The sequence below is a fragment of the Sphingopyxis granuli NBRC 100800 genome (assembly GCF_001591045.1).
Classification (GTDB): domain Bacteria; phylum Pseudomonadota; class Alphaproteobacteria; order Sphingomonadales; family Sphingomonadaceae; genus Sphingopyxis; species Sphingopyxis granuli.
Genome location: NZ_BCUA01000019.1, coordinates 1 through 20,587 on the forward strand (window position 1 = coordinate 1; position 20,587 = coordinate 20,587).

Below are 20,587 nucleotides of genomic sequence, written 5' to 3' on the forward strand. Positions count from 1 at the left end.
CCGCTTCGAGGCGGGGCTGGCGCGGCGGCGCCAGGCGCGCGGCGCACCGGCATCGACCGCCGCGATTCCGGTCGAGACGCCACCGGCGAACGAGGATGCCGAGCCGCCCGTCGATTTCGCGCTCGAAGCGGCGCTCAGCACCCTCCAGCGCATGACCGGCCGCGCCGTCGGCTGATCGATCATCGTCTTTGATTGAACAGCCGCGTGCTCCCGCGGAGGCGGGAGCCCAGAGCGGCACAAAGCCTGCGTTGGCGTCAGGACGCTCTGGGTTCCCGCCTCCGCGGGGACACGGCGTTGTTTCGTTCAAGGCCGATCAATCCTCCACCGTCAGCACCTCGATGCGAAGGCCGCGCCCGCTAGCGTCGGATTCGACCGCGATGTCGGCGACGATATGCCCCGGCAGTCGCCATTCGACGGCGCTCAGCCGCGCGCGTAGCGAGCGGCGGATCGCTTCGAGGTCGCCGACCGCCGCCTGACAGGGGAACGCATGGCGCGCGCCGACGAAGCTGGCGCTTGCCCACGGCCGCGACGTCGATGCGCCGAGCGTGAGGCCGGGCGGCAGTTCGCGCGCGATCAGACGGCCCAGCCGGCCGTGCGGGCACGCATGGGGTCGCGGTGTGGCGAGGGACGTGTGGATCATGGCCGGGCCTCCATCGTGGCGGCGCGCATTGCGCGGGTGCGGCGGTCGCCGCTCGGGCCGATGCGCCCGGCATGCCGCTCGGCCCGCCATTTGTTCATGAAATGTTCCACGCGGCATTCGACGCTGCGCCCCACCGTGCGCCCGCCGCGCAGGTCGCTGACCAACCGCGGGTCGTGGACGGCGTCCCGACCGAGAACGCTCGGCGGCATCCGCGATTCGGTCAGAAAGGCCTCGATCCGTTGCAGCAGCGTCTTTTCCATTCCGTTCCTCCCTATCGACATCCGGTAGCGGGCGAGTCGCCTTTAATAGGATTTTTCCTATTTGAGATAGGATTTCCTACTTGTCTAGGAAAATTCCTGTTGCTACATGCGAAATAGGAAGGAGCCCGCTGGCCGATGACCGATTTCGACGACGATCCGCGTGCCGCGCTCGATCGCCTGCTGCAGGAAAGGGGGATCGACTATGCGCAGCTTTCGGCGCGCATCGGGCGCAACCCCGCCTATATCCAGCAATATATCAAACGCGGTTCGCCGCGCCGGCTGGCGGAGGAGGACCGGGCGCGGATCGCCGCCTATCTGGGCGTGGCCGAAGCGCTGCTGGGCGGCCCGGCGCGCCGTGTCGCCGCGCCGGCGTTGCAACGCGGCGCGGGCGACATGGTGCTGGTGCCGAAGCTGGCGATCGGCGCTTCGGCCGGCGCGGGCGCGAGCATCGACGGCGAGCCGGTCGAAGGCGCGGTGGCGTTCGATCCGCGCTGGCTGCGCGACCTGGGCGCCGACCCGCGCGCGCTCAGCATCATCCGCGTCGCGGGCGATTCGATGGCGCCGACGCTGGGCGACGGCGACGACATATTGGTCGACGGCAGCGACGCGGCGACGCTGCTGCGCGACGGCATCTACGTCCTGCGGATGGACGATGCGCTGATGGTGAAGCGCGTCGCGCGCGCGCCGGGGGAGGGGCGGATTTCGGTGATCAGCGACAATCCCCACTATCGCAGCTGGGACGATCTGCCGATGACCGCGGTGCAACTCGTCGGCCGTGTGGTATGGACCGGGCGCCGGGTGCGCTAGCGTCCTATCCGCGAAGACATCCCCCTCGGGCCGGCCGGTCCGACTACATCGGCTCGGCCATCACCGCTTCGATTTCGTGGCTCAGCACCTCGGCGCGCTGGCACTGGTCCTGTCGGCCGTCGCGGCATTTCTGCGCCGCCTTGTCGCGCTGGCGCGTCAGCTTGCCGACGCGTTCCTCGCGCTGGCGCAGGGCGCGGCCGCGGTTGCGGTCGGCTTCCTCCTGGCTGGTCGTCGACCAGTCGGCAACCTGGCCGACCGCCTTGACGGGGGCGGTCACCACCGTCTTCACCGCGCTCACGCAGCCGGCAAGCAGCGGGGCGGCCGAAAGGGCGAGAAGCATTGCACGCATCGACGGGTCTCCGGGGAGGGCGGATCGGCCAGTGTCATCGCACGGTCGCGCCGCCGCGGCCACAGGATTGCGACGAGCCGCGCCATTGCCCGGCCGCCCTTCGCCCCGAATCCCGCCGCGGGACACATGGTTTACAAGGTCTTGCCGCGCCCTTTCCCTGTGTTAGGCTGATCCGCGCGCCGGCAGCGCGATGACCGCCGGCGGGGAGGAGGGTCATATGACGAATATGCAAAAGGGTCTGGCCGAGGGCATCGGCACCTTCTGGCTGGTGTTCGGCGGCTGCGGCAGCGCGGTGCTCGCGGCGGCCTTTCCCGATCTCGGGATCGGCTTCGCCGGCGTGGCGCTGGCCTTCGGTCTGACGGTGGTGACGATGGCCTATGCGATCGGCCATATCTCGGGCTGTCATCTCAATCCCGCGATCACCGTCGGGCTGTGGGCGGGCGGGCGCTTCGACGCGCGCGACATCCCGCTCTATGTCGTCTCGCAGGTCGTCGGCGCGATCGCCGCGGCCTTCCTGCTCTATTATATCGCGAGCGGCAATCCGGGCTATGATCTGGCGACCAACGGCCTCGCCGCCAATGGTTTCGGAGAGGGGTCGCCGGGCGGCTACGACCTGATATCGGGCTTCACGATCGAGATCGTGCTCACCGCCTTCTTCCTGTGGATCGTCATGGGGTCGACCGACGGCCGCGCGCCCGCGGGCTTCGCGCCGCTCGCGATCGGCCTCGCGCTGACGCTGATCCACCTGATCGCGATCCCGGTGACGAACACCTCGGTCAACCCGGCGCGCAGCACCGGCCCGGCGCTGGTCGTCGGCGGCCTCGCGCTCCAGCAGCTCTGGCTGTTCTGGGTCGCGCCGCTGCTCGGCGGGCTCGTCGGCGGCTGGCTTTACCGAACGGTGGGGGCCGACAGCTTCCCCAAGCCCAATATCGAGGGCGAATGACGGCGGTGCCGGCGGCTCCGGCCGCCGGCGCGCGTCAGGTCAGAAGATCGACAGCGAAGGCCCGAACGTCGGCGGCGATATCGGGGCGTTCGAGCGCGAGCGCGAGATTGGCCTGGATATAGCCGGCCTTCGACCCGCAGTCGTAGCGCGCGCCGTCGAAAGTCACGGCGTGGAAGGGCTGCGTGCCGATCATCGCCGCCATTGCGTCGGTAAGCTGGATTTCGCCCCCGGCGCCCTTTTCCTGCCGTTCGAGCACGCGCATCACCTCCGGCTGGAGGATGTAGCGGCCCGAGATGATCAGGTTCGACGGCGCGGCCTCGACCGCCGGCTTCTCGACCAGCCCCCGAACCTCGGTCAGCGCGTCGTCGCGGGAGCCGGGGGCGATCACGCCATAGCTCGAAACCTGCTCGCGCGGCACTTCGAGCACCGAGATCAGGTTGCCGCCGACCTTGCGATACGCATCGACCATCTGCTTCATGCAGCCGGGCGAGCCGTGCATGAATTCGTCGGGCAGGAAGATGGCGAAGGGTTCGTCGCCGACGATGTCGCGCGCGCACCAGATCGCGTGGCCCAGCCCCATCGGTTCCTGCTGCCGGACATAGGCGCAATTGCCGGGTCCGAGGCGCGTCGGTTCGAGCACCGACAGGTCCTTGCCGCGCTCGGCCATCGTCTTCTCCAGTTCGAAGGCGATGTCGAAATGATCCTCGATCGCGCTCTTGCCGCGCCCGGTGACGAAGATCATCTGCTCGATTTCCGCCTCGCGCGCCTCGTCGACGGCATATTGGATCAGCGGCCGGTCGACCACCGGCAGCATCTCCTTGGGAATCGCCTTGGTCGCGGGCAGGAAGCGGGTGCCGAGGCCGGCGACGGGGAAAACGGCTTTGCGGATCGGTTTCATGCGCGGCAGCCTTAGCGGCGAAAGCCCGCCGGGAAAAGGCCGCGCGAAAGGCCTTATTGGGGTTCGACGATCACCACCACGCGCCGATTGTCCTGCCGCCCCTCGGGCGTGTCGTTGGGCGAGATCGGCAGGCTTTCGCCACGCCCGACGATCTGGTCGGGGGTGAAGCGCATGCCGTTCGCCTGCATCGGCGCGGCGACCGCTTCCGCCCGCGCCTGCGACAGGGTCAGGTTATAGGCGTCGCTACCGGTGGAATCGGTGTGGCCTTCGACCCGCGCGGTGGCGATGCCGACCGACTGCAGGCGATGCGCCATCGTCGAAATCCGCTCGATCTGCTCGGGACGGAGCGCGCTTTCGTTGACCCCGAAGAGCAGTCGTTCGTTGAGCGTCAGCTCCCAGTCGGGCCCGGTGTCGACGAAGCCTTCGGATTGCAGGACGGCGATCTGTTCGGGGGTGAAGCCGGACTTCACCGGAACGCTTTGGCAAGCGGCGAGCAGGCCGGCGATGGCGGCGGCCAGGATGGCGCGGCGGACGATGGGGAGAGAAAGGGTCATGATCGGACCTCCATGATCATGTCTGCGAACGTTTGGCGAGTTTTTCGGCATACATGGCGGCGTCGGCCGCGGTCAGCAGCGCGGCGGGATCGGCACCGTCGGTCGGGAAGGCGGCGACGCCGATACTGACCGCGAGGCGATAGGTGTCGCCGCCCGGCAGAACGACCGGATCGGCCATGCCCGTGCGGATCGGGCCGGCGAGCGTTTCCGGATCGGTAGCGATGTCGAGCGGATCGACGAGCACGATGAATTCGTCGCCGCCGATCCGCGCCGCGAAATCGCCGGGCCGCAGCGTCGCCTTGATCCGTTCGGACAGCGCGACGAGCAGCGCATCGCCGGCGGCGTGCCCGAAGCTGTCGTTGGCGAGCTTGAAATTGTCGGCATCGACGAACAGCAGGGCAAAGCGCGTGCCGTCGGCCCCCGCCTTGCCGATGCGTTGCGCGAGCTGTTCGTCGAAGGCGGCGCGGTTCGGCATCGCGGTCAGCGGATCGTGCGACGCGCGGTGCGCCAGCATGCGATGCTCGCTTTCCATATGCCCCTGCCACCCCTGCAATTCGTCGAGCAGCGCGTTGATGTCGCCGCCCAGCCGGTCGAGCTCGGCGATGCCGAGCGGCTGGACGCGCTTGTCGAAGCGGCGGTGCAGCCGCACGTCGTGCGCGACGGTCGCGATCTCGCCGAGCGGCTTGACCAGCTCATATTCGAAGCGGCGGGCGAGGATGATCGTGCCGAGCGCGGTGACCAGCAGGCAGCCGAGTCCCGCGAGCAGCCCGATCCGGACATAGGCGGTCAGTGTCGACGAATCGCCCCACACCTCGATCGTCCCGATCGCCGACCCGTTGCGGCGGACCGTCATCGTGGACGGTTTGCCGAAGAAGAGATCGGTCAGCAGCGGCGCCGGGTCGGCGTGGGGCGACGTCCATTCGGTCAGCGGCCGGCCTCGGTCGTCGAGCACGAGCAGCCGGGCGATCCCCGGAATATGGGTGAGCGGATCGAGACCCTCGCGCGCCGCCTCGGGATCGTTGAAGACCAGCGCCGGTTCGACGCCATAGGCGCCGAGCTGCGCCGCCAGTTCGAGGTTGCGGTCGGCATAGCCGCGCAGCGCGGCGACGCCGGCGAGCAGGATGGTCAGGCCCGACAGCGCCACCGCGAACAGGGTGACGCCGAAGTGGAAGCGCGACAGCAGCTTCTGCAAGGTCGTCCGGGTCGGAGCGGTCATGGGGCGCCTCCGTCGGATCGGCCGATCTTGAGCACGCGCGGGTCGATGCGCAGCGGTCCCCGGCCGATGGCGTCGAGATTGACCGAAAAGCCGATGCCCCCCGGCTTTTCGGCAAGACAGAACATCGCGCCGTAAAGGCAGTCGGGGTCGTCGTCGCTGATCGTCAGCACCGGACGGTCGCGCACCCAGGCGATCAGGCGTCGCCGATCGTCGACAGGCATGCGGCCCAGATAAAGAATGTCGCAGTCGTCGCCGCCGGTCGCGACCGCCGCGGTGGTCCTTCGCACCACGACGTGCCCGCCGCCGGGCAGGACCGGGGCAGGCCGGCTGGTGAGCCGCGGCGCGCCGACGACGCACATCGTCGGCGGCGTGCCCGGCGCGTCCCCCGGCCAGCGCGTATAGCTGATGATGCCGCCGATCATGCGGTCGACCGCGCGCGCCACGCCCGCGGCGCCATCCTCCACGATGGTCTGGCTGGCGGCCTGGACCGACATCTGCGGCGTCGTGACCGCCGCTCCTATCAGGAACAATGATGCCAGCACCCTGTCGCGACCCTATAACTGCGCTTCGGGGTCATCCTGCCCGCGCAGAACCGGGTCCGCTAGTCCGGACGGCCGTAAAGTCAATGAAAATTAACCTTATGCGACTCGAATGCAACACTGGGCCGGTCGCGCGCGGCCTCAGTCTTCGCGCAGGCGGTCGGCGAAGCCCTTGCGCAGCTTGGCGAGCTTCGGCGGGATGGAGGCAAGGCAATAGGGGCTGCTCTGTCCCTCGCCGTTCCAATAGGCCTGGTGATAATCCTCCGCCGGATACCATGGAGACACCGGCTCGATCGCGGTGACGATCGGTTGCGGCCAGTTGGGCTGTGCACGGTCGATCGCGGCGCGCGCTGCGGCGGCCTGCTGGTCGTTCAGCGGAAAGACGGCGCTGCGATACTGCGTGCCGATGTCGTTGCCCTGACGGTTGAGCTGCGTCGGGTCGTGCGTCGCGAAAAGCACGTCGAGCAGATCGTCGTAGGCGATGACGGCGGGATCATAGGTGATGCGGATCGCCTCGGCATGACCGGTGTCGCCGTTGCAGACCTGCTTGTAGGTCGGGTTGGCGACGCTGCCCCCGGTATAGCCGCTCTCGACGCGCTCGACCCCCGCGAGCGATTGAAAGACCGCTTCGGTGCACCAGAAGCAGCCTCCGGCGAAGACGGCGGTGTCGTGGGGCATGGCGGGCATCCTTGCGAAGAGTGGGAGGAGGCCCTTCAGATAGGAGGCCGCGCCCGCTATTCCAAGGGCGACATGTCGTCGATCAGCGGCGGATGCAGCGGTTCGCCGGCGGCGCGTGCGGCCGCGATCGCCGCCGCTTCGCGCTCGACCGAAGCGACCCTGTCGCGCCACCCCGGATGGGTCAGCGCCGGAAAGAGCGGGCGCCCCTTGCGTCCGCCGAACTTGCGCCAGAAGCGCGCCGCGGCTTCGGGATCGTAACCCGCACCGGCGAGCAGCCAGACCGACAGCCGGTCGGCCTCGGCCTCGGTCTGGCGGAACAGGCGGGCGCTGCGGCCGAGTTCCTTGAAAAGGCCGCGATCGACCCCCGCCGCGTCGAGCCGCGCGGGGTGGCGCAGGATATTGTGCGCCAGTTCGTGCGCGACCGCCGCCGCCAGTTCGGCATCGTCGGTCGCGAAGCTCGCCAGCCCGGCACTGATCCGCACCAGCCGGCCGTCGGCGCCGCCGGCAGGCCGGTCGGCCGCCTCGACGCGGAAATCGCTCGCACAGCCGACGATGGGGATGACCTCCGCATCCCGTCCATCGGCGATCGTGAGCGCCGCGGGCGCCTCGACAGGCAGCGCGGCGGCTTGCGTCTCCAAAACGGCGATACGGGCAAAAGGGTCCGCGTCATCGGCGGGCGGCACGGGGATGCCGTCGATCGCGAACACCGGCGTTCCGCGATGCAGTCCGGCGCGCGCGGCGGGCGAGTCGGGCGCGACGGCGGCCAGATAGGGCGTGTCGGCGTCGGGTGCGGCATAGGCGGCGAGTGCGGCGGGGCGCCGGTTCTCGTCATAGAGGCGCGGATCGCCCCAGATCCAGCCGAACTGCGGTTGCTGCGCGGTGCACCACGCCGCATTGGCGGTGGTCAGACGAAAGCCGATCGCCGCGACCCGCGCCTCGAGGCCCGCGAGCTGGTCGTAAAGACCGGCTGGCCCGGGTGTCGCCGCGACCGCGGGCGTGGCGGTGCTGGCGGCGAAGGCGGTCAGGATGGGCAGGAGGAGACGGACGCGCGGCATCGGTCCGCCCTATCAATCCTCGCCTGTCGCAGCCATGAATTTCAGTATCGCTCCCCTCCTGCTCGCGGGAGGGGGCAGCGAGCGTTGCGAGCTTGCTCGCTACGCGCAGCGGGGTGGGCCTTGGCCATGCCGCTGGCCCGCCCGATCTCTCTCGCTAGAGCATCGTGCGTTAAACCTGCATCATCCTTTCTGCCGTTCGTGCTGAGCTTGTCGAAGCACCGTCGTTCTTCTTGCGGCGCCAAGAGAAAGGACGGCCCCCTTCGACTGCCTTGCAGGCGCTCAGGACAGGCTTCGACAGGCTCAGGACAAATGGTTCAGATTTAACGCACGATGCTCTAGCGAGAGGGAGACCCGGCCGAGGAAGACAAGTGCGCCTCTCAAGGCCAGATGGCGCCACCCTCCTCCCTTCGGGCCCTTGCCTATCGCATCGCAAGCGGCGATAGGGCGGGCGATGACGCAGGCTCCCGTTCATCCCCGCCCGGCGGCGCTCGCGCGCTGGCTGTGGGCCGTTGCGCTGCTGGTGATCGCCGTGGTCGCCGTCGGCGGCATCACCCGCCTCACCGAATCGGGACTCTCGATCACCGAATGGAAGCCGGTGTCGGGCGTGTTGCCGCCGCTGACCGACGCCGCCTGGCTGGCCGAGTTCGAGAAATACAAGCAGATACCCGAATATCGGGAGATCAACTTCGGCATGTCGCTCGCCGCGTTCAAGGCGATCTTCTTCTGGGAATGGCTGCACCGCATTCTCGGCCGGCTCGTCGGGCTGGCGCTGATCGTCCCGCTCGCCTGGTATGCGTGGCGCCGCGCGGTTCCCGCGGGCTATGGCTGGCGGTTGCTGGCGCTGGCCGCGCTCGTCGGATTGCAGGGCGCGATCGGCTGGTGGATGGTCGCCTCGGGACTCGTCGATCGCACCGACGTCAGCCATTACCGTCTGGCGACCCATCTGCTGACCGCGCTCTTCCTGCTCGCCGCGCTGGTCTGGACCGCGCGCGATCTCGGCACCCTCGCGCGCGATCCCGCTGCCCGGCCCGCGCCGTTGACCGGGCCAGGGATCGCCATCGCGCTGATCCTGACCGTCCAACTTCTGCTTGGCGCCTGGGTCGCGGGGCTCAACGCCGGCTATGTGGCGAGCGACTGGCCGATGATGAACGATCATTTCGTGCCGCGCGGCATCGATTGGTCGAACGGTGTCTGGTTCGCCATCACCAACGACCCCTTTCTGCTGCATTTCCTGCATCGCTGGTGGTCCTGGGTTGCCGCGCTTGCGCTGTTGCTGCTGGCGCGTGTGCTGGCGCGGCGCGGCGCGCGGGTCGAGCCGGCGCTGCTGCTGCTCGTCGTCGCGGCGCAGATGACGCTCGGCATCCTCACCGTCGTCAGCGGCATTTCGATGTGGATCGCGGTGCTGCACCAGTTGACGGGCGCGCTGCTGGTCGCGGTGACGGCGGCGGCGCTGCATCGGCTCGGCCGCCGCACCGCATGATGTTCGCCGCCGCGTTGCTGTGGCTCGCCGGCCCGGCATCCGCGCCGCCGCCCGTCGTCGTCCCGGCGCCTGCGGCATCGGTCGTCTTTGCGCCGCCGCTCGACCGGCCGATGCGCTATCGCGTGACGACCCGCCGCCTGGGGCGCGACGGCGGGCTGCTCGGCTTCTCGTTGCTCTACGACCTGCAATGGCAGCGCGCGGGGCGCGGCTACCGGCTGGTCGCGACGCTGCGCCGGATCGATTCGGACGCGCCGCCCCGCGCCGTGCGCGCGCTGACCGCGGTGCTCCAGCCGCTGGTCGGCGAGGCGATGACCTATCTCGTCGCGCCCGATGGCGGCCGGATCGACCTGATCGACGCCGAACGGCTGTGGGATCGCGCGATGGCGCGCACCGAAGCGCTTGCCGCCGCCGCGGACCAGCCCGAGGCGAAGCAACTGGCGGCGCTGGTCGCGGCGCTCTCGCCCGATGAGCGCGCGGCGCTCGCGAGCGCCGACATCCGCGCGCTGCTCGCGCCCGCCAACGCCGCCAGCCGGATCGGCGGCACCGTGTCTCCGGACGGCGACGGCAAGCGCGAAACGGCGGCAAAGGTCGAGGCTGCGACCGCCGCGGCGCAGCCGCTCACCGTCGAGAGCCTGTGGACCATCGACCGGACGACGGGACTGGTCCTGCGCGAGCAGCGGCAGAGCTGGATCGTTGGGGACGGTGGCGGCGCCCGCACGCTCGTCGAGGAGCGGATTCGCGCGATCGAACCCGACGTCTCCTGATCAAGGTATCATGATACCTGTCGGCAAAGCCGCGCGATACTTGACTTTCCGCACCGTTCCCGCCATTGGCCCGCTCCGAAGCGCCGCTTCGCCCCTTGCGGGCAGGCGGCGCGGCTTGTTTCGGGGCGGCGGCCGGTTCCGTCGCCCAGTTCCATCTCTGTCAAGGAGCGTGCCATGAAGGCGCTGACCAAGACGACCCAGTCGGCGAACGCCGCGACGGTCGAAAAGAAATGGGTGCTGATCGATGCCGACGGCCTGGTCGTGGGCCGCGTCGCGACGATCATCGCCAACATCCTGCGCGGCAAGCACAAGCCGAGCTTCACCCCGCACGTCGATTGCGGTGACAATGTCATCGTCATCAACGCCGAAAAGGTGAAGTTCACCGGCAAGAAGCTGACCGACAAGAATTATTACAAGCACACCGGCTATGCCGGCGGCATCAAGGAAATCTCGGCGCAGAAGGTGCTCGAGGGCCGCTTTCCCGAGCGCGTGCTCGAAAAGGCCGTCGAGCGCATGATCCCGCGCGGCCCCCTCGGGCGCCAGCAGATGCGCAACCTGCGCGTCTTCGCCGGCAGCGAGCATCCGCACGCCGGGCAGAACCCCGAAGTGATCGACGTCGCGTCGATGAACCGCAAGAACAAGGTGGGTGCATAATGGCTGACGAACAGACCATGACCGATCTCAAGGATCTCGCCGGCGCCGTCGAAGGCACCGTCGCCCCCGCGGCCCCGGCCGCGCCGCTGCGCGAAAAGCAGGTCGACAAGCAGGGCCGCGCCTATGCGACCGGTCGCCGCAAGGACGCCGTCGCCCGCGTGTGGGTGAAGCCCGGTTCGGGCAAGATCACCATCAACGGCCGCGACCAGGAAACCTATTTCGCGCGCCCGACGCTGCGCCTCGTCATCAACCAGCCGTTCGGCGTCGCCGATCGCGTCGGCCAGTATGACGTCGTCGCGACCGTCAAGGGCGGCGGCCTGTCGGGCCAGGCGGGCGCCGTTAAGCACGGCATCGCGCAGGCGTTGACCCGCTTCGAGCCCGCGCTGCGCGGCACCGTCAAGGCGGCCGGCTTCCTGACCCGCGACAGCCGCGCGGTCGAGCGCAAGAAGTACGGCAAGGCGAAGGCCCGCCGCAGCTTCCAGTTCTCGAAGCGCTAATCAGCTTTTTCCGCCGACGGGTGGAAAAGAGGAGGGCGGTCCGGCAACGGGCCGCCCTTTTCGCATCGGGACGGGTGCCGCCCCGGTGCGCTACAGCAGGTCGAGGCTGCCGAGCGCCAGCGCCTGGCGTGCCGGGCGTTCGGCCATCACCGCGAACATCTCGTCGCCGCGATCGGTGCGTTCGACATTCATCGAAGCGAAGACCGCCATGAAATAGCCGCTGAGGGCGCCGACGCGATAGTCGGTCCACAGCGCCGGGGCATCAGCATCGATGCCGCGCGCGCGCAACGCGGCGATCCAGCGGTCGAAAGCGGGCCGGTCGGCCGCGGCGCGCTCGGCCGGATCGGCGATGCTGGTGCCGACCAGATAGGCGAGATCGGTCGCGCCGCTGCCGCGTCCCAGCGTCTGCCAGTCGACGAGCCAGCAACGCGCCGCGTCGGGAGAGAAGAGGATATTGTCGATCCGGAGGTCGCCGTGGACGATCGTCCGGGCGGCGGGCACGCGTGTCAGCCAGGCGTCGAGCCGGTCGACGATCCCGGCGCCGAGATCAAGCGCCTCGCGGTCGAGCCGCGCCGCGTAGCGCTCGCGAAAGCCCGCATAGAGCTGGGGGAAGAGCGCGCGGACGACATCGGCGCTGTCGCGCGCGAGCCACGGCAGCGCATCGAGCCGTGCGTCGTTCCACAGCAACGCATGCAGCCCCGCCGCCGCGTCGATGCACGGGCCGAGCCCGGCGAGACCCAGCCCGGCCAGCTGGTCGCCTTGCCGTGCCGGCGCGAGGTCGGACAGGATCAGGATGAAGTCGACGGCATTGTCGGCGATCTCGGCATGGTGGCAATGCGGTGCGGCGACCCCGCTTCCCGCCGCAAGTTCGCGATACCAACTCACCTCCTTGACATAGGTGCCGACGACCGCCGCGATGTGACGGCTCGCTTCGTCGCGGCTCGGGCATTTGGCGACGACCGTCGCTGGGGTTTCGGCGCCATCGATCCAGTCGAGCGTCAGGCGGAAGCTGTCGCACATCTGCCCGGTGCCGATCGGCGTCGCGGTGAACCCGCGGAGCGCGCCCGGCGGTCGGCCGAGCGCGCCCGCGAGCCAGTCCGCCGTCATGTCATCCGGCGTCGTCGGAAAGCTCATGTCGCAGGGTCCATCAAGCCGGAAAGGCCGCTCGGCGCATGCGGGCCGACGAAAAGCTGTTCGAGCACTCCGACGCCGCGCTGCACGCCGCCGCCATCGGCGAGTTCGGCCGCGACGAAGGCCTGGATATGCATGGCGAGCGGATTGCCCCAGTCGCGCTCGGCTTCGCTCAGCCTGTCGTGCGCGACGGCGTCGCCGCCATGGTCGAGGCCGTGGCCCCAGACCGGGTGGCCATAGCCCAGTCCGCTCATCGCGAACACCGGCCCCGACGGGGTAAGCGTCAGCGACCGGCCGGCGCCGAGGGCGGCGGTCAGCTTCGCGATGCGCCGCGTGCCGCCTTGCCAGGCGATTTCGAAGGTCGCGGCATCGAAATGCCGTTCGCTGCCCCCCGTGCTCGAGGTATCGCCGACGATCACGGCGCGGCGATTCCACGGCGCCCCCGCGCCATCGTCGTTGCTGTGGAAGAACAGCGAGCTCCGGTCGAAGTTGCACGGCGTCCACAGCCAGAAGAACTGGTTGAAATTGCCCTCGGGCGGCGGCTGCGGCTCGCTGGCGCCGACCGGGCGCACGCCCCAGCTCCGGTCGCGCGTTCCCGTCCAGTCGGCGCCGGCGTCGATGCGGACGCCGTCCACCGACAGCCAGCCCGTCCAGCGGCCGTTCTGCGTCAGCCGCGTATAGTCCATGAACAGGCGCGTCCCGTTGCGGCGGATGAAGCGCGGCTCTTCGATCGGAAAATGGCGGCCGGTGAAGCTGAGTTCGGCGGCCAGGGGACCGTCGTTCGGGGCGATGCGCAGCGTCAGCCGTACGAGCGGCGCGTCGATGCGGATCGCGATCGGGCCGACCGCCAGGTCGAGCCGCTCGCCGCCCGAGCGCCGGCTTGCGCGCAGATTATACTGAATGCCGTCGACGATCGCGCAAAAGCTGGCGTCGACGATGCCGAGCTGCGGATAGAAGCCCATCGCCGCGGCGAAGAAGACCGACCCGTCCGGGCTGGCGCCGTTGAAGAAATAGCGATCATAGAAATTGCGGTCGGTGCCCGCGAACGCAATCGGCTCGCTGGTCTGGTGAAGCGGAAAATCGTCGCCCTTGGTCAGCATGGTTCCTCATCCCGTTTTTCCTTGCAACCTAACGGGATGGGGCCGCGCGTCAATGCACCGGCGGATCGACCGGCGGCACCGCGCCGATCGGGGCGACCGGCTCGTCCGCGTCGCGCGGCGGCAGCGCGTCGGGCGGCACGGCGTCTATCTGCATGTCGCGGGTCGGGACGTGGGCGAGGTTGCAGACGCGCACCTCGACCCGCGTGCCGTCGAGGGTGATGGCGTTGAAGCTCGGCGGGGTCGATCGGATGCGCTGCGACAACGTGCCCGCGCCGATCATGCGGATCGGACCCGCGGGGGTTTCCCGCATCAGGTCGAAGGGGTCGTGGACATGGCCGGTCAGAACCGCCGCCACCCCGCGCGCGGCGAGCGCGGTCAGCGCCGCCTCGCCGCCCCGCGTCAGCGCGCGTCCCTTCGTTCCCGCCTCGACAAGTGGGTGGTGTGCGGTGACGAGGACAGCCGCGCCCTTCGGCAGCGCGTCGATCGCGGCGAGCGTCCTGTCGAGCGCGCGCGGGGTCACGCAGCCCTTCGACCAGTCGAGCCGCCACTGCGCGCGCGCCGTGGTCTTGAGCGGCACGACCGAGACGCCGGCGAGATCGAGTTCGCGTTCGACCAGCGCACGAATCCGCCCGATGCGCGCATAGGGGCGAAAGGCGCGCGCGAGAGGATTGAAATAGGGCAGATCGTGGTTGCCCACCTCGACCGTCACCGGCAGGTCGAGCGCCGCGATCCAGTCGCACGCGGCGGCGAACTCGCGTCTTCGCGCACGCATCGTCAGGTCGCCGGTGATCAGCACCGCATCGGGGCGTTCGCGCCGCACGCAGTCGCGGAACCAGGCCAGCGCATCGGGGTCCTCCAGCCCGAAATGCAGGTCGCTGATATGGAAGAGGCGCGTCATGCCGTCGCGATGAAGTCGACCGCGCTCTGTCCGATCGCGAAGCGCGCGGGGGCGGCGATCTCGTCGAGCTCGCCGTCATATTCGAGACTGATCGGGCTTTCGCTTTCGAGGACGATCGTTTCGCCCTGCGCGAGGTCCTCGCTCGGTCCGTCGCGGAAATCGCCGCCGAGCCACGCGAGACCGTGCCGCAGCACGTCGGCCGAACCGTCGACCACCACGCCGTCGGCGCGAAGGCCGCGACGCGTCGGAGTCAGGACGATCGCCGGATAGCTCTTTCCATCGCCGCCGATCCGCACGCCGGGGGCGTTCAGCATCGCGTCGATCGCCTCGGGCGCGTCGCGGCTTGCCTCGATCAGCCCTTGCTGGCGCATCGTCTCGCGCACCTCGGCCCAGCGTGTCGCGGGTCCGGCGACGACGGTGATGAACGCCTCGCGCGTTGCCGACCGGACGGTCGGAATGGGCGCGCGCCGCCCCTTTCCGCCCAGCGCATCGGTCAGGATGTCGGCCGCGGGCCGGTCGCCGTGCAATTGCTTGGACAGCAGGTTCAGCGTTCCGCCGGGCAGCGGCAGGACCGCGCCCGGCCAGCCCGCGCATCGCGTCGCGGCCGCGTTGATCGTACCGTCACCGGTCCACACGGCCAGCAGATCGATGTCCTGCGCGCGCAATGCCTCCGCATCGGGCAGGTCGTCGTCGGGCAGCACGACGGTGGCAGCGAGCGGGACACCGGCCGCGCGGCAGGCGTCGACCAGTTGCCGGTGCACGGCTTCGTCATAGCTGCCGCTCTGGCTGTTGCAGATCAGGGCGGGGCGGTGGAAGGCGCGGGTCATGCCGCATTCTACGCACGAGCGCGCAAATGGTGGCGGCGCTCGGCGCTTGTTCGGCGGCGCGCGGCCCTGTAGGGGCGAAATCCTGCGCGGGCGCCGCGGTGGAAAGGCGACGATTGATCAAGGTCCTCCTCCTCATCGGGCTGCTCGTCCTGCTGTTCGGTGGCGGCGCAAAGGCGGCCGTCTCCCACGGGACGAAGGCGCTCGACCTTGCCGACAAGCTGCTCGGCAGCGGCGCGCGCGCCGCGCGACGGTTGCTGGCCGGCCAGCCCTATGGCCGCGGACCGCGCCAACTGCTCGACATCTGGGTGCCGGAGGGGACGGAGCGCGGCGATCGGCTGCCGGTCGTCGTCTTCTTCTATGGCGGCGGCTGGAGCAGCGGCGAGCGCGAGAGCCATGGTTTCGTCGCCCGCGCGCTTGCCGGCGAGGGGTTCGTCGCGGTGATCCCCGACTATCGGCTGACGCCCAAGGCGCATTGGCCCGATTTCCTGGAGGATGCTGCCGCCGCGGTCGCCTGGACGCGCGATTATATCGGCGATCTCGGCGGAGACCCTGACCGTATTGCGCTGATGGGGCATTCGGCGGGCGCCTATAATGCGGTGATGCTTGCGCTCGACCCGCAATGGATGCGCGGCGCTGGAAGCGACGCATCGGTGATCCGCGGGGTGGTGGGCCTCGCCGGTCCCTATGATTTCCTGCCCTTCGAAAAGGGCGGCATGGCCGACAAGGCGATGGGCAAGGTTCGCCCGCCCGAACGGACGCAGCCGATCGCGCAGGTGCGCGGCGATGCGCCGCCGCTGTGGCTGGCGAGCGGCGACCAGGATCGCACGGTGCGTCCGCGCAACAGTCGCAATCTGGCCGCCGCAATCGAGAAGGCGGGCGGCTCCGTCACTTTGCGGCTTTATCCCGGCATCGGACATATCGGGATCGTCACGGCACTGGCGGCGCCCTTCCGGGGCAAGGCGCCGGTGCTGGCAGACGCGAGCGATTTCCTGCGTGGCGTCACCGGACGCCGCATCGCGCCGGCAGAGGATGCCGCCCGATGACCGCCGCGCATCCGGTCTGCGTCCCCGCCATCCTTCTCGCGGGCAGCCGCCCCGGCCCCGATCCGCTGCTGACCGGAAGCGGCGTGTCGACCAAGGCGCTGCTGCCGGTCGCGGGCCAGCCGATGCTCGTCCATGTCGTCGCGGCGCTGCGCGCCTCGCCGCTGGTCGGGCCGATCACCATCCTCGCGCAGGCCAGCGCCGAACTGGCGGCGGAGCCGGGGCTGGCGGGGTTCGCCGACCTGCATTTCGCGGACTCGGGACAGGGGATCAGCGCCTCGCTCGCCGCCGCGCTGCCGGAGGGCGACGCGCCGGTGCTGGTGACGACCGCCGACAATGTGCTGCTGACCCCCGCGATGATCGCCGCCTTCCTGACCGGCGCGGAGGACAGCGATGTCGCGGTCGCGATGGTCGAGCGCGGGGTGCTGTTGGCACGCTATCCCGAATCGAAGCGGACGTGGCTCAAGTTTCGCGGCGGCTGGTGGTCGGGGGCGAACCTGTTCCGCCTGCGCGGTCGGCGCGTGCTGCCGCTGCTCGATTTCTGGGGCCGCATCGAGCGCGACCGCAAGAAAGGATTGAAGATCGTCGCCGCCTTCGGCCCGTGGCTGCTGATCGGGGCGCTGCTGCGGCTCTTCACGATCCATCAGGGCATCGCGCGCGCCGGGCGGCGCTTCGGGCTGAAGGCGAAGGTCGTGCCGATGGCGGAAGGCGAGGCGTGCATAGACGCCGACAAGCCCGCGGATATCGAGCTGATCGAGCGGATTTTCGCCGCGCGCCGCTGAACGCCGCGGTCGCTTTTTGTGGCAACCGGCGCCAAGCGGTTCTAGGGCGGCGGCCATGAGCATCAAGAAAGCCATCATCCTGTCCGCCGGGCAGGGGTCGCGGCTGCTGCCGCTGACCCGCGACCTGCCCAAATGCCTGATCGAGTTCAACGGGCGCAGCCTGCTTGGCTGGCAGGTCGCGGCGCTCGCCGCCAATGGCGTCGAGGATATCGTCGTCGTGACGGGATTCCGGACCGAGCGGGTCGAGGATCACGCACTGGAACTCTATCGCGATACCGGCGCGCGCGTTCGCACGCTGTTCAACCCCTTCTTTCAGGTTGCCGACAATCTGGGCACCTGCTGGATCGCGCGCGGGGAGATGGACCGGGATTTCATCATCCTCAACGGCGATACCATCGTGTCCGACGAGATCGTGGCCCGGCTGATTGCCGGTGCGAGCGACCCGATTACGGTCACCGTCGACGTCAAGGATGCCTATGACGACGACGACATGAAGGTGACGCGCGATGCCGAGGGGCGGCTTCACGCCGTCGGCAAGCGTCTGTTGCCTCCCGATACCAATGCCGAATCGATCGGCATGCTGGCGTTCGTCGACGACGGCCCCGCGATCTTTCGCAACCAGGTCGACCAGATGATGCGCACCCCCGACGGCGTCGAGCGTTGGTATCTGCGGGCGATCGACATCATCGCCAAGGGCAATCGCGTCGGTACCGTGTCGATCGCGGGTCTCGACTGGCAGGAGGTCGATTTCCCGCAGGACGTCGAGGCGGCCGATGCGCTGACCGCCCGCTGGGCGACCGAGGGACGCTACGCGAAATAGGGCTTGAGCCAGGCGGCGAGCGCCGCGACTTGCCCGTCGTCCAGCTTCACCGCCTGGCCGAGATCGGGCTGGCCGGGCCAACCAGCGTCGACGGCGGCCACGCCCGCCGCGGATCGTTCGCCCTCGTAGCGGGGCAGGACGTGGAAGTGGACGTGCGGGTCGACCATCATCAGCATCAGATAGTTGATTCTGGCATAGCTCACGGCGGCGGTCAGCGCCGATTCGATGGCGACCGTCACCGTCTTGAGCTCGGCATGGGCGGCAGCGGGCAGATCGCCGAAGGCGGTCGCGTCGGACTTTGCCGCCAGCACCAGCGAGCCGAGCGTCGGCTGGGCGGGGCGCAACAGGACGAGCCAATGCTCGAACTCGGCGATCAGCGTCGCCGGATAGCCGAATTTCTCGATGGTTGCGTTCATGGCGCGGCCTCCTCCATCCAACTGACGATCGGGCGCCCGGATCGGCGCATTCGATAGGCCTGGGCGAGCCGCACTGCATGGACAATCAACGAGATGACCGTCCACCAGGCAAGCGCGATCAGGCCGATGTCGGGCCGGCCGGCGAGCGTCGCGACGAAAAGGATCGCCATGTTCGGGTTGCGGCGCGCGGTGATCAGGCGAAAGCGGCTGTCGAATTTCTGCCAGACATGGATGTCCATGCCGAAATCCTTGATGAACAGCCCCTCGATCACGCGCTGGAGGATATAGCCCGCGATCACCGCGACCATGACCAGCAGGAACGCCTGGCCCGACAGGGCAAGCCCCCAGGCGGAAAGGCCGACGCCCCAGAAATACCACCAGAAAGGCGGGTGGATCAGGTCGACGCCATGATCGGCGACATTGCCCCATTTGGACGAGGTGATGGTGCAGCGCGCAAGCTTTCCGTCGACCGTGTCGAGCACCATGAAGATGAATCCCGCCAGCATCCCCGTCCAATACTGCCCCTGCGCGAACAGGACGGTGGCATAGACGCACAGCGCCGCACCGATCGCGGTCACCATGTTGGGCGTCATGCCCAGTCGGGCCGCGATCCGCGTCAGCCACAGCGCGAGTTCGGGCCACAGATATTTGGTAAGCAGGTCGGTCACGCCCTTATAGGCGCCGAAATAGCTTTGCCGTTCGATGGCTCGGCTTCTTTCCGGTGTCAGCCGCTCGGCAAACGGCGTTTCCAGCTTGCGAAGCTGCTCGTTGTAAAAGCTGCGGTTCTCCAGCGGCAACCGTTCGATCCCGTCGAGCCGCAGGGGATCGGTGTCGTCCGGCAAGACGCCCAGCACCAGTTCGCCGCCGATCGTCAGCGCGACGCCCGGGCGCTTGATCGCCTCGTCGATCAGCGTCGGATCGAAGGCGAAGGCAAGATTGACGTACAGTGCCTCGCCCGGTGCGATCCGTTCGGCGATGGCGCGCTTGACGGCGAGCCGCCGCACGCGCTCGGCGTTGCTCATTCCCCAGATCGGCGTGGCATTGTCGCCGATCAGGCGCAGCGCGGATATGTCACCCATGATTGTCCTGTCCCTCACCCATCGCGGCCAGGTGGCTCGCGACGGCATTGGCTGTTGTATAGGGAAGCGCGAAACGTCTGAGATCGGTGCGCGGAGGCGGTGCCTCGAGCCATTTCCGCAGCGCATCGCTCAGCGCTTCCGTCGACCGCTCGACCGTCGCGCACCCGGGCAGGTCGGCCAGCAATTCGCGTGCGCTGGCGAAGCAATCGGTGCTGACGACCGGAAGGTTGGATGCCAGGGCCTCGATCACCACCGCGGGCAGTCCTTCGTAATCCGAGGACAGGACAAACAGGTCGGCTGCGGCCATCTGCGCCGGCATGTCCGGTGTATAGCCGATCATCTCCACCCGATCCGCCACGCCGAGATCGGCGGCAAGCGCGGCGAGGGCCGCGCGCTGCGGACCGTCGCCCGCGATGCGCAGCCGCGCGTCGCGCGGGTTGGCGGCGGCAAAAGCCCGCAGCAGCCGGTCGAAACGCTTTTGCGCGGTCAGTCGGCCGGCGCCGAGCAACAGGATCGGGCCATCTGCGCGCCCTTCGCGCTCGGGCGCGGCAAAGGCATCGGTCAGATAGGCATTGTGCACCATATGGAACCGGTCGCCTGCGGCCGGAAACTGCTTCCGGAGCAGCGTCGTTTCCGCATCGCTCAGCGTCAATACCCCGGCGGCGCGGCGAAAGATCAGGCCATAGACCGCACGCCGCAGCCGGCCGGCGACGGCGCCGTCCGACTGGCGGACGATCGGGTTCGTCGTCTTGATGTAATAGCGCGCGTGCGTTTTGGCTGAGATCACGCCCAGCGCCGCGAACCAGTTGATATTGTTTCCGGTCGCCAGCACGATGTCGGGACGATGCTTGCGCAACCAGCGGCGATAGGAAAGGAAGGTGACGATCTGTCCCAGCGCCCGGCTGCGCTGGCGGCGGTCGGCGAGCGCATGGCTTTCGACGCCCGGGCGCGGCATGTCTTCCAGATCGGGAGCCAGACCTGTCGAGGTGCAATAGAGGATGGCCACCCGGTGCCCGGCTTCCGCGAAGCCGTTGGCGAGATGGTTCAGCACGCGCGTCGTTCCGCCCTGATCCGCAGCATAGGCTACGAGTGTTATGAAGGCCAAGCCGGGGTCCTTTGCGCAAACCGGCCGATGCCGTCGGGGGGTCCTACTAGAGCCA

The 20,587-nt window shown here is 69.0% G+C and carries 25 protein-coding genes; 9 read left to right on the plus strand and 16 right to left on the minus strand.

Annotated features, from left to right (window positions below; translation table 11 throughout):
* Positions 1 to 313 precede the first annotated feature (313 nt).
* Positions 314 to 640 carry a hypothetical protein gene (locus SGR02S_RS06710; protein WP_255211408.1) on the minus strand — a complete coding sequence of 109 codons (327 nt, stop codon included), beginning with the start codon at positions 638 to 640 and terminating at the stop codon, positions 314 to 316.
* Positions 637 to 900, minus strand: a complete 264-nt coding sequence (locus SGR02S_RS06715; RefSeq protein ID WP_067107082.1) for a hypothetical protein — start codon at positions 898 to 900, stop codon at positions 637 to 639. The genes SGR02S_RS06710 and SGR02S_RS06715 overlap by 4 nt, the downstream gene beginning before the upstream one ends.
* Before the next feature lie 135 nt (positions 901 to 1,035).
* On the opposite strand from SGR02S_RS06715, the gene SGR02S_RS06720 reads away from it, so the two are divergent.
* A complete protein-coding gene (locus tag SGR02S_RS06720) occupies positions 1,036 to 1,707 on the plus strand; it encodes a S24 family peptidase (RefSeq protein ID WP_067107086.1) in 672 nt (223 codons plus the stop codon).
* Positions 1,708 to 1,750: 43 nt separating this feature from the next.
* On the opposite strand, the gene SGR02S_RS06725 is transcribed toward SGR02S_RS06720, so the two are convergent.
* On the minus strand, positions 1,751 to 2,056 hold the full coding sequence (locus SGR02S_RS06725; RefSeq protein WP_067107089.1) for a hypothetical protein: 306 nt from the start codon (positions 2,054 to 2,056) through the stop codon (positions 1,751 to 1,753).
* Between the two features lie 217 nt (positions 2,057 to 2,273).
* Here SGR02S_RS06725 and aqpZ point away from each other — a divergent pair, with 217 nt between their 5' ends.
* Positions 2,274 to 2,999: an aquaporin Z gene (aqpZ, locus tag SGR02S_RS06730; protein WP_067107091.1), complete on the plus strand. Its 726-nt coding sequence runs from the start codon at positions 2,274 to 2,276 to the stop codon at positions 2,997 to 2,999.
* A gap of 34 nt (positions 3,000 to 3,033) precedes the next feature.
* On the opposite strand, the gene galU is transcribed toward aqpZ, so the two are convergent.
* From galU to SGR02S_RS06760, 6 genes are all read right to left on the minus strand, one after another.
* A complete protein-coding gene (galU, locus tag SGR02S_RS06735; RefSeq protein WP_067107093.1) occupies positions 3,034 to 3,897 on the minus strand; it encodes a UTP--glucose-1-phosphate uridylyltransferase GalU in 864 nt (287 codons plus the stop codon).
* 53 nt (positions 3,898 to 3,950) lie between these two features.
* Positions 3,951 to 4,451, minus strand: a complete 501-nt coding sequence (yfiB, locus tag SGR02S_RS06740) for an outer membrane lipoprotein YfiB (protein ID WP_067107096.1) — start codon at positions 4,449 to 4,451, stop codon at positions 3,951 to 3,953.
* 16 nt (positions 4,452 to 4,467) lie between these two features.
* A complete protein-coding gene (gene dgcN, locus SGR02S_RS06745; protein WP_067107099.1) occupies positions 4,468 to 5,667 on the minus strand; it encodes a diguanylate cyclase DgcN/YfiN in 1,200 nt (399 codons plus the stop codon).
* On the minus strand, positions 5,664 to 6,161 hold the full coding sequence (gene yfiR / locus SGR02S_RS06750) for a regulatory sequestration protein YfiR (protein ID WP_255211409.1): 498 nt from the start codon (positions 6,159 to 6,161) through the stop codon (positions 5,664 to 5,666). The genes dgcN and yfiR overlap by 4 nt, the downstream gene beginning before the upstream one ends.
* A gap of 186 nt (positions 6,162 to 6,347) precedes the next feature.
* Positions 6,348 to 6,884 (minus strand): peptide-methionine (S)-S-oxide reductase MsrA, encoded by a 537-nt coding sequence (gene msrA / locus SGR02S_RS06755; protein ID WP_067107219.1) that lies wholly within the window; start codon positions 6,882 to 6,884, stop codon positions 6,348 to 6,350.
* A gap of 56 nt (positions 6,885 to 6,940) precedes the next feature.
* The gene (locus SGR02S_RS06760) at positions 6,941 to 7,939 is read right to left on the minus strand and encodes a M48 family metallopeptidase (RefSeq protein ID WP_067107105.1); all 999 of its coding nucleotides are present in this window, start codon (positions 7,937 to 7,939) and stop codon (positions 6,941 to 6,943) included.
* A gap of 451 nt (positions 7,940 to 8,390) precedes the next feature.
* Between SGR02S_RS06760 and SGR02S_RS06765 the strand changes: the two genes are divergently transcribed.
* The 4 genes from SGR02S_RS06765 to rpsI all read left to right on the plus strand — a co-directional run bounded on the left by SGR02S_RS06765 (position 8,391) and on the right by rpsI (position 11,334).
* Positions 8,391 to 9,419: a COX15/CtaA family protein gene (locus SGR02S_RS06765; protein ID WP_067107108.1), complete on the plus strand. Its 1,029-nt coding sequence runs from the start codon at positions 8,391 to 8,393 to the stop codon at positions 9,417 to 9,419.
* Positions 9,416 to 10,183: a hypothetical protein gene (locus SGR02S_RS06770; protein ID WP_067107112.1), complete on the plus strand. Its 768-nt coding sequence runs from the start codon at positions 9,416 to 9,418 to the stop codon at positions 10,181 to 10,183. The genes SGR02S_RS06765 and SGR02S_RS06770 overlap by 4 nt, the downstream gene beginning before the upstream one ends.
* 174 nt (positions 10,184 to 10,357) lie before the next feature.
* Positions 10,358 to 10,837 (plus strand): 50S ribosomal protein L13, encoded by a 480-nt coding sequence (rplM, locus tag SGR02S_RS06775; protein WP_067107115.1) that lies wholly within the window; start codon positions 10,358 to 10,360, stop codon positions 10,835 to 10,837.
* A complete protein-coding gene (gene rpsI, locus SGR02S_RS06780; RefSeq protein WP_067107118.1) occupies positions 10,837 to 11,334 on the plus strand; it encodes a 30S ribosomal protein S9 in 498 nt (165 codons plus the stop codon). Before rplM ends, rpsI begins: the two co-directional genes overlap by 1 nt.
* Before the next feature lie 90 nt (positions 11,335 to 11,424).
* On the opposite strand, the gene SGR02S_RS06785 is transcribed toward rpsI, so the two are convergent.
* From SGR02S_RS06785 to SGR02S_RS06800, 4 genes are read right to left on the minus strand one after another with little or no spacing between them, the layout of a single operon-like run.
* Positions 11,425 to 12,468, minus strand: coding sequence for a phosphotransferase family protein (locus SGR02S_RS06785; protein ID WP_067107121.1), 1,044 nt, complete (start codon positions 12,466 to 12,468; stop codon positions 11,425 to 11,427).
* Positions 12,465 to 13,565 carry an Rv3169 family protein gene (locus tag SGR02S_RS06790; RefSeq protein ID WP_067107124.1) on the minus strand — a complete coding sequence of 367 codons (1,101 nt, stop codon included), beginning with the start codon at positions 13,563 to 13,565 and terminating at the stop codon, positions 12,465 to 12,467. The genes SGR02S_RS06785 and SGR02S_RS06790 overlap by 4 nt, the downstream gene beginning before the upstream one ends.
* A gap of 49 nt (positions 13,566 to 13,614) precedes the next feature.
* Positions 13,615 to 14,463, minus strand: a complete 849-nt coding sequence (locus tag SGR02S_RS06795; RefSeq protein WP_067107126.1) for a metallophosphoesterase family protein — start codon at positions 14,461 to 14,463, stop codon at positions 13,615 to 13,617.
* Positions 14,460 to 15,290 (minus strand): diacylglycerol/lipid kinase family protein, encoded by an 831-nt coding sequence (locus SGR02S_RS06800; RefSeq protein WP_067107129.1) that lies wholly within the window; start codon positions 15,288 to 15,290, stop codon positions 14,460 to 14,462. Before SGR02S_RS06800 ends, SGR02S_RS06795 begins: the two co-directional genes overlap by 4 nt.
* Positions 15,291 to 15,403: 113 nt before the next feature.
* Between SGR02S_RS06800 and SGR02S_RS06805 the strand changes: the two genes are divergently transcribed.
* Genes SGR02S_RS06805 through SGR02S_RS06815 form a run of 3 tightly spaced genes read left to right on the plus strand, consistent with a single transcriptional unit; the run spans position 15,404 to position 17,932 of the window.
* On the plus strand, positions 15,404 to 16,333 hold the full coding sequence (locus SGR02S_RS06805; protein WP_067107132.1) for an alpha/beta hydrolase: 930 nt from the start codon (positions 15,404 to 15,406) through the stop codon (positions 16,331 to 16,333).
* Entirely contained in the window at positions 16,330 to 17,112 is a 783-nt protein-coding gene (locus SGR02S_RS06810) for a nucleotidyltransferase family protein (RefSeq protein ID WP_067107135.1), read from the plus strand. The genes SGR02S_RS06805 and SGR02S_RS06810 overlap by 4 nt, the downstream gene beginning before the upstream one ends.
* 55 nt (positions 17,113 to 17,167) lie before the next feature.
* On the plus strand, positions 17,168 to 17,932 hold the full coding sequence (locus SGR02S_RS06815) for a phosphocholine cytidylyltransferase family protein (RefSeq protein WP_067107138.1): 765 nt from the start codon (positions 17,168 to 17,170) through the stop codon (positions 17,930 to 17,932).
* On the opposite strand, the gene SGR02S_RS06820 is transcribed toward SGR02S_RS06815, so the two are convergent.
* The 3 genes from SGR02S_RS06820 to SGR02S_RS06830 are packed head-to-tail and all read right to left on the minus strand — an operon-like array spanning position 17,920 to position 20,532.
* Positions 17,920 to 18,348: an HIT family protein gene (locus SGR02S_RS06820; protein WP_067107141.1), complete on the minus strand. Its 429-nt coding sequence runs from the start codon at positions 18,346 to 18,348 to the stop codon at positions 17,920 to 17,922. The genes SGR02S_RS06815 and SGR02S_RS06820 overlap by 13 nt on opposite strands.
* The gene (locus tag SGR02S_RS06825) at positions 18,345 to 19,427 is read right to left on the minus strand and encodes a CDP-alcohol phosphatidyltransferase family protein (RefSeq protein ID WP_082797001.1); all 1,083 of its coding nucleotides are present in this window, start codon (positions 19,425 to 19,427) and stop codon (positions 18,345 to 18,347) included. Before SGR02S_RS06825 ends, SGR02S_RS06820 begins: the two co-directional genes overlap by 4 nt.
* Positions 19,420 to 20,532 (minus strand): glycosyltransferase, encoded by a 1,113-nt coding sequence (locus SGR02S_RS06830; RefSeq protein ID WP_067107146.1) that lies wholly within the window; start codon positions 20,530 to 20,532, stop codon positions 19,420 to 19,422. Before SGR02S_RS06830 ends, SGR02S_RS06825 begins: the two co-directional genes overlap by 8 nt.
* Positions 20,533 to 20,587: the final 55 nt, after the last annotated feature.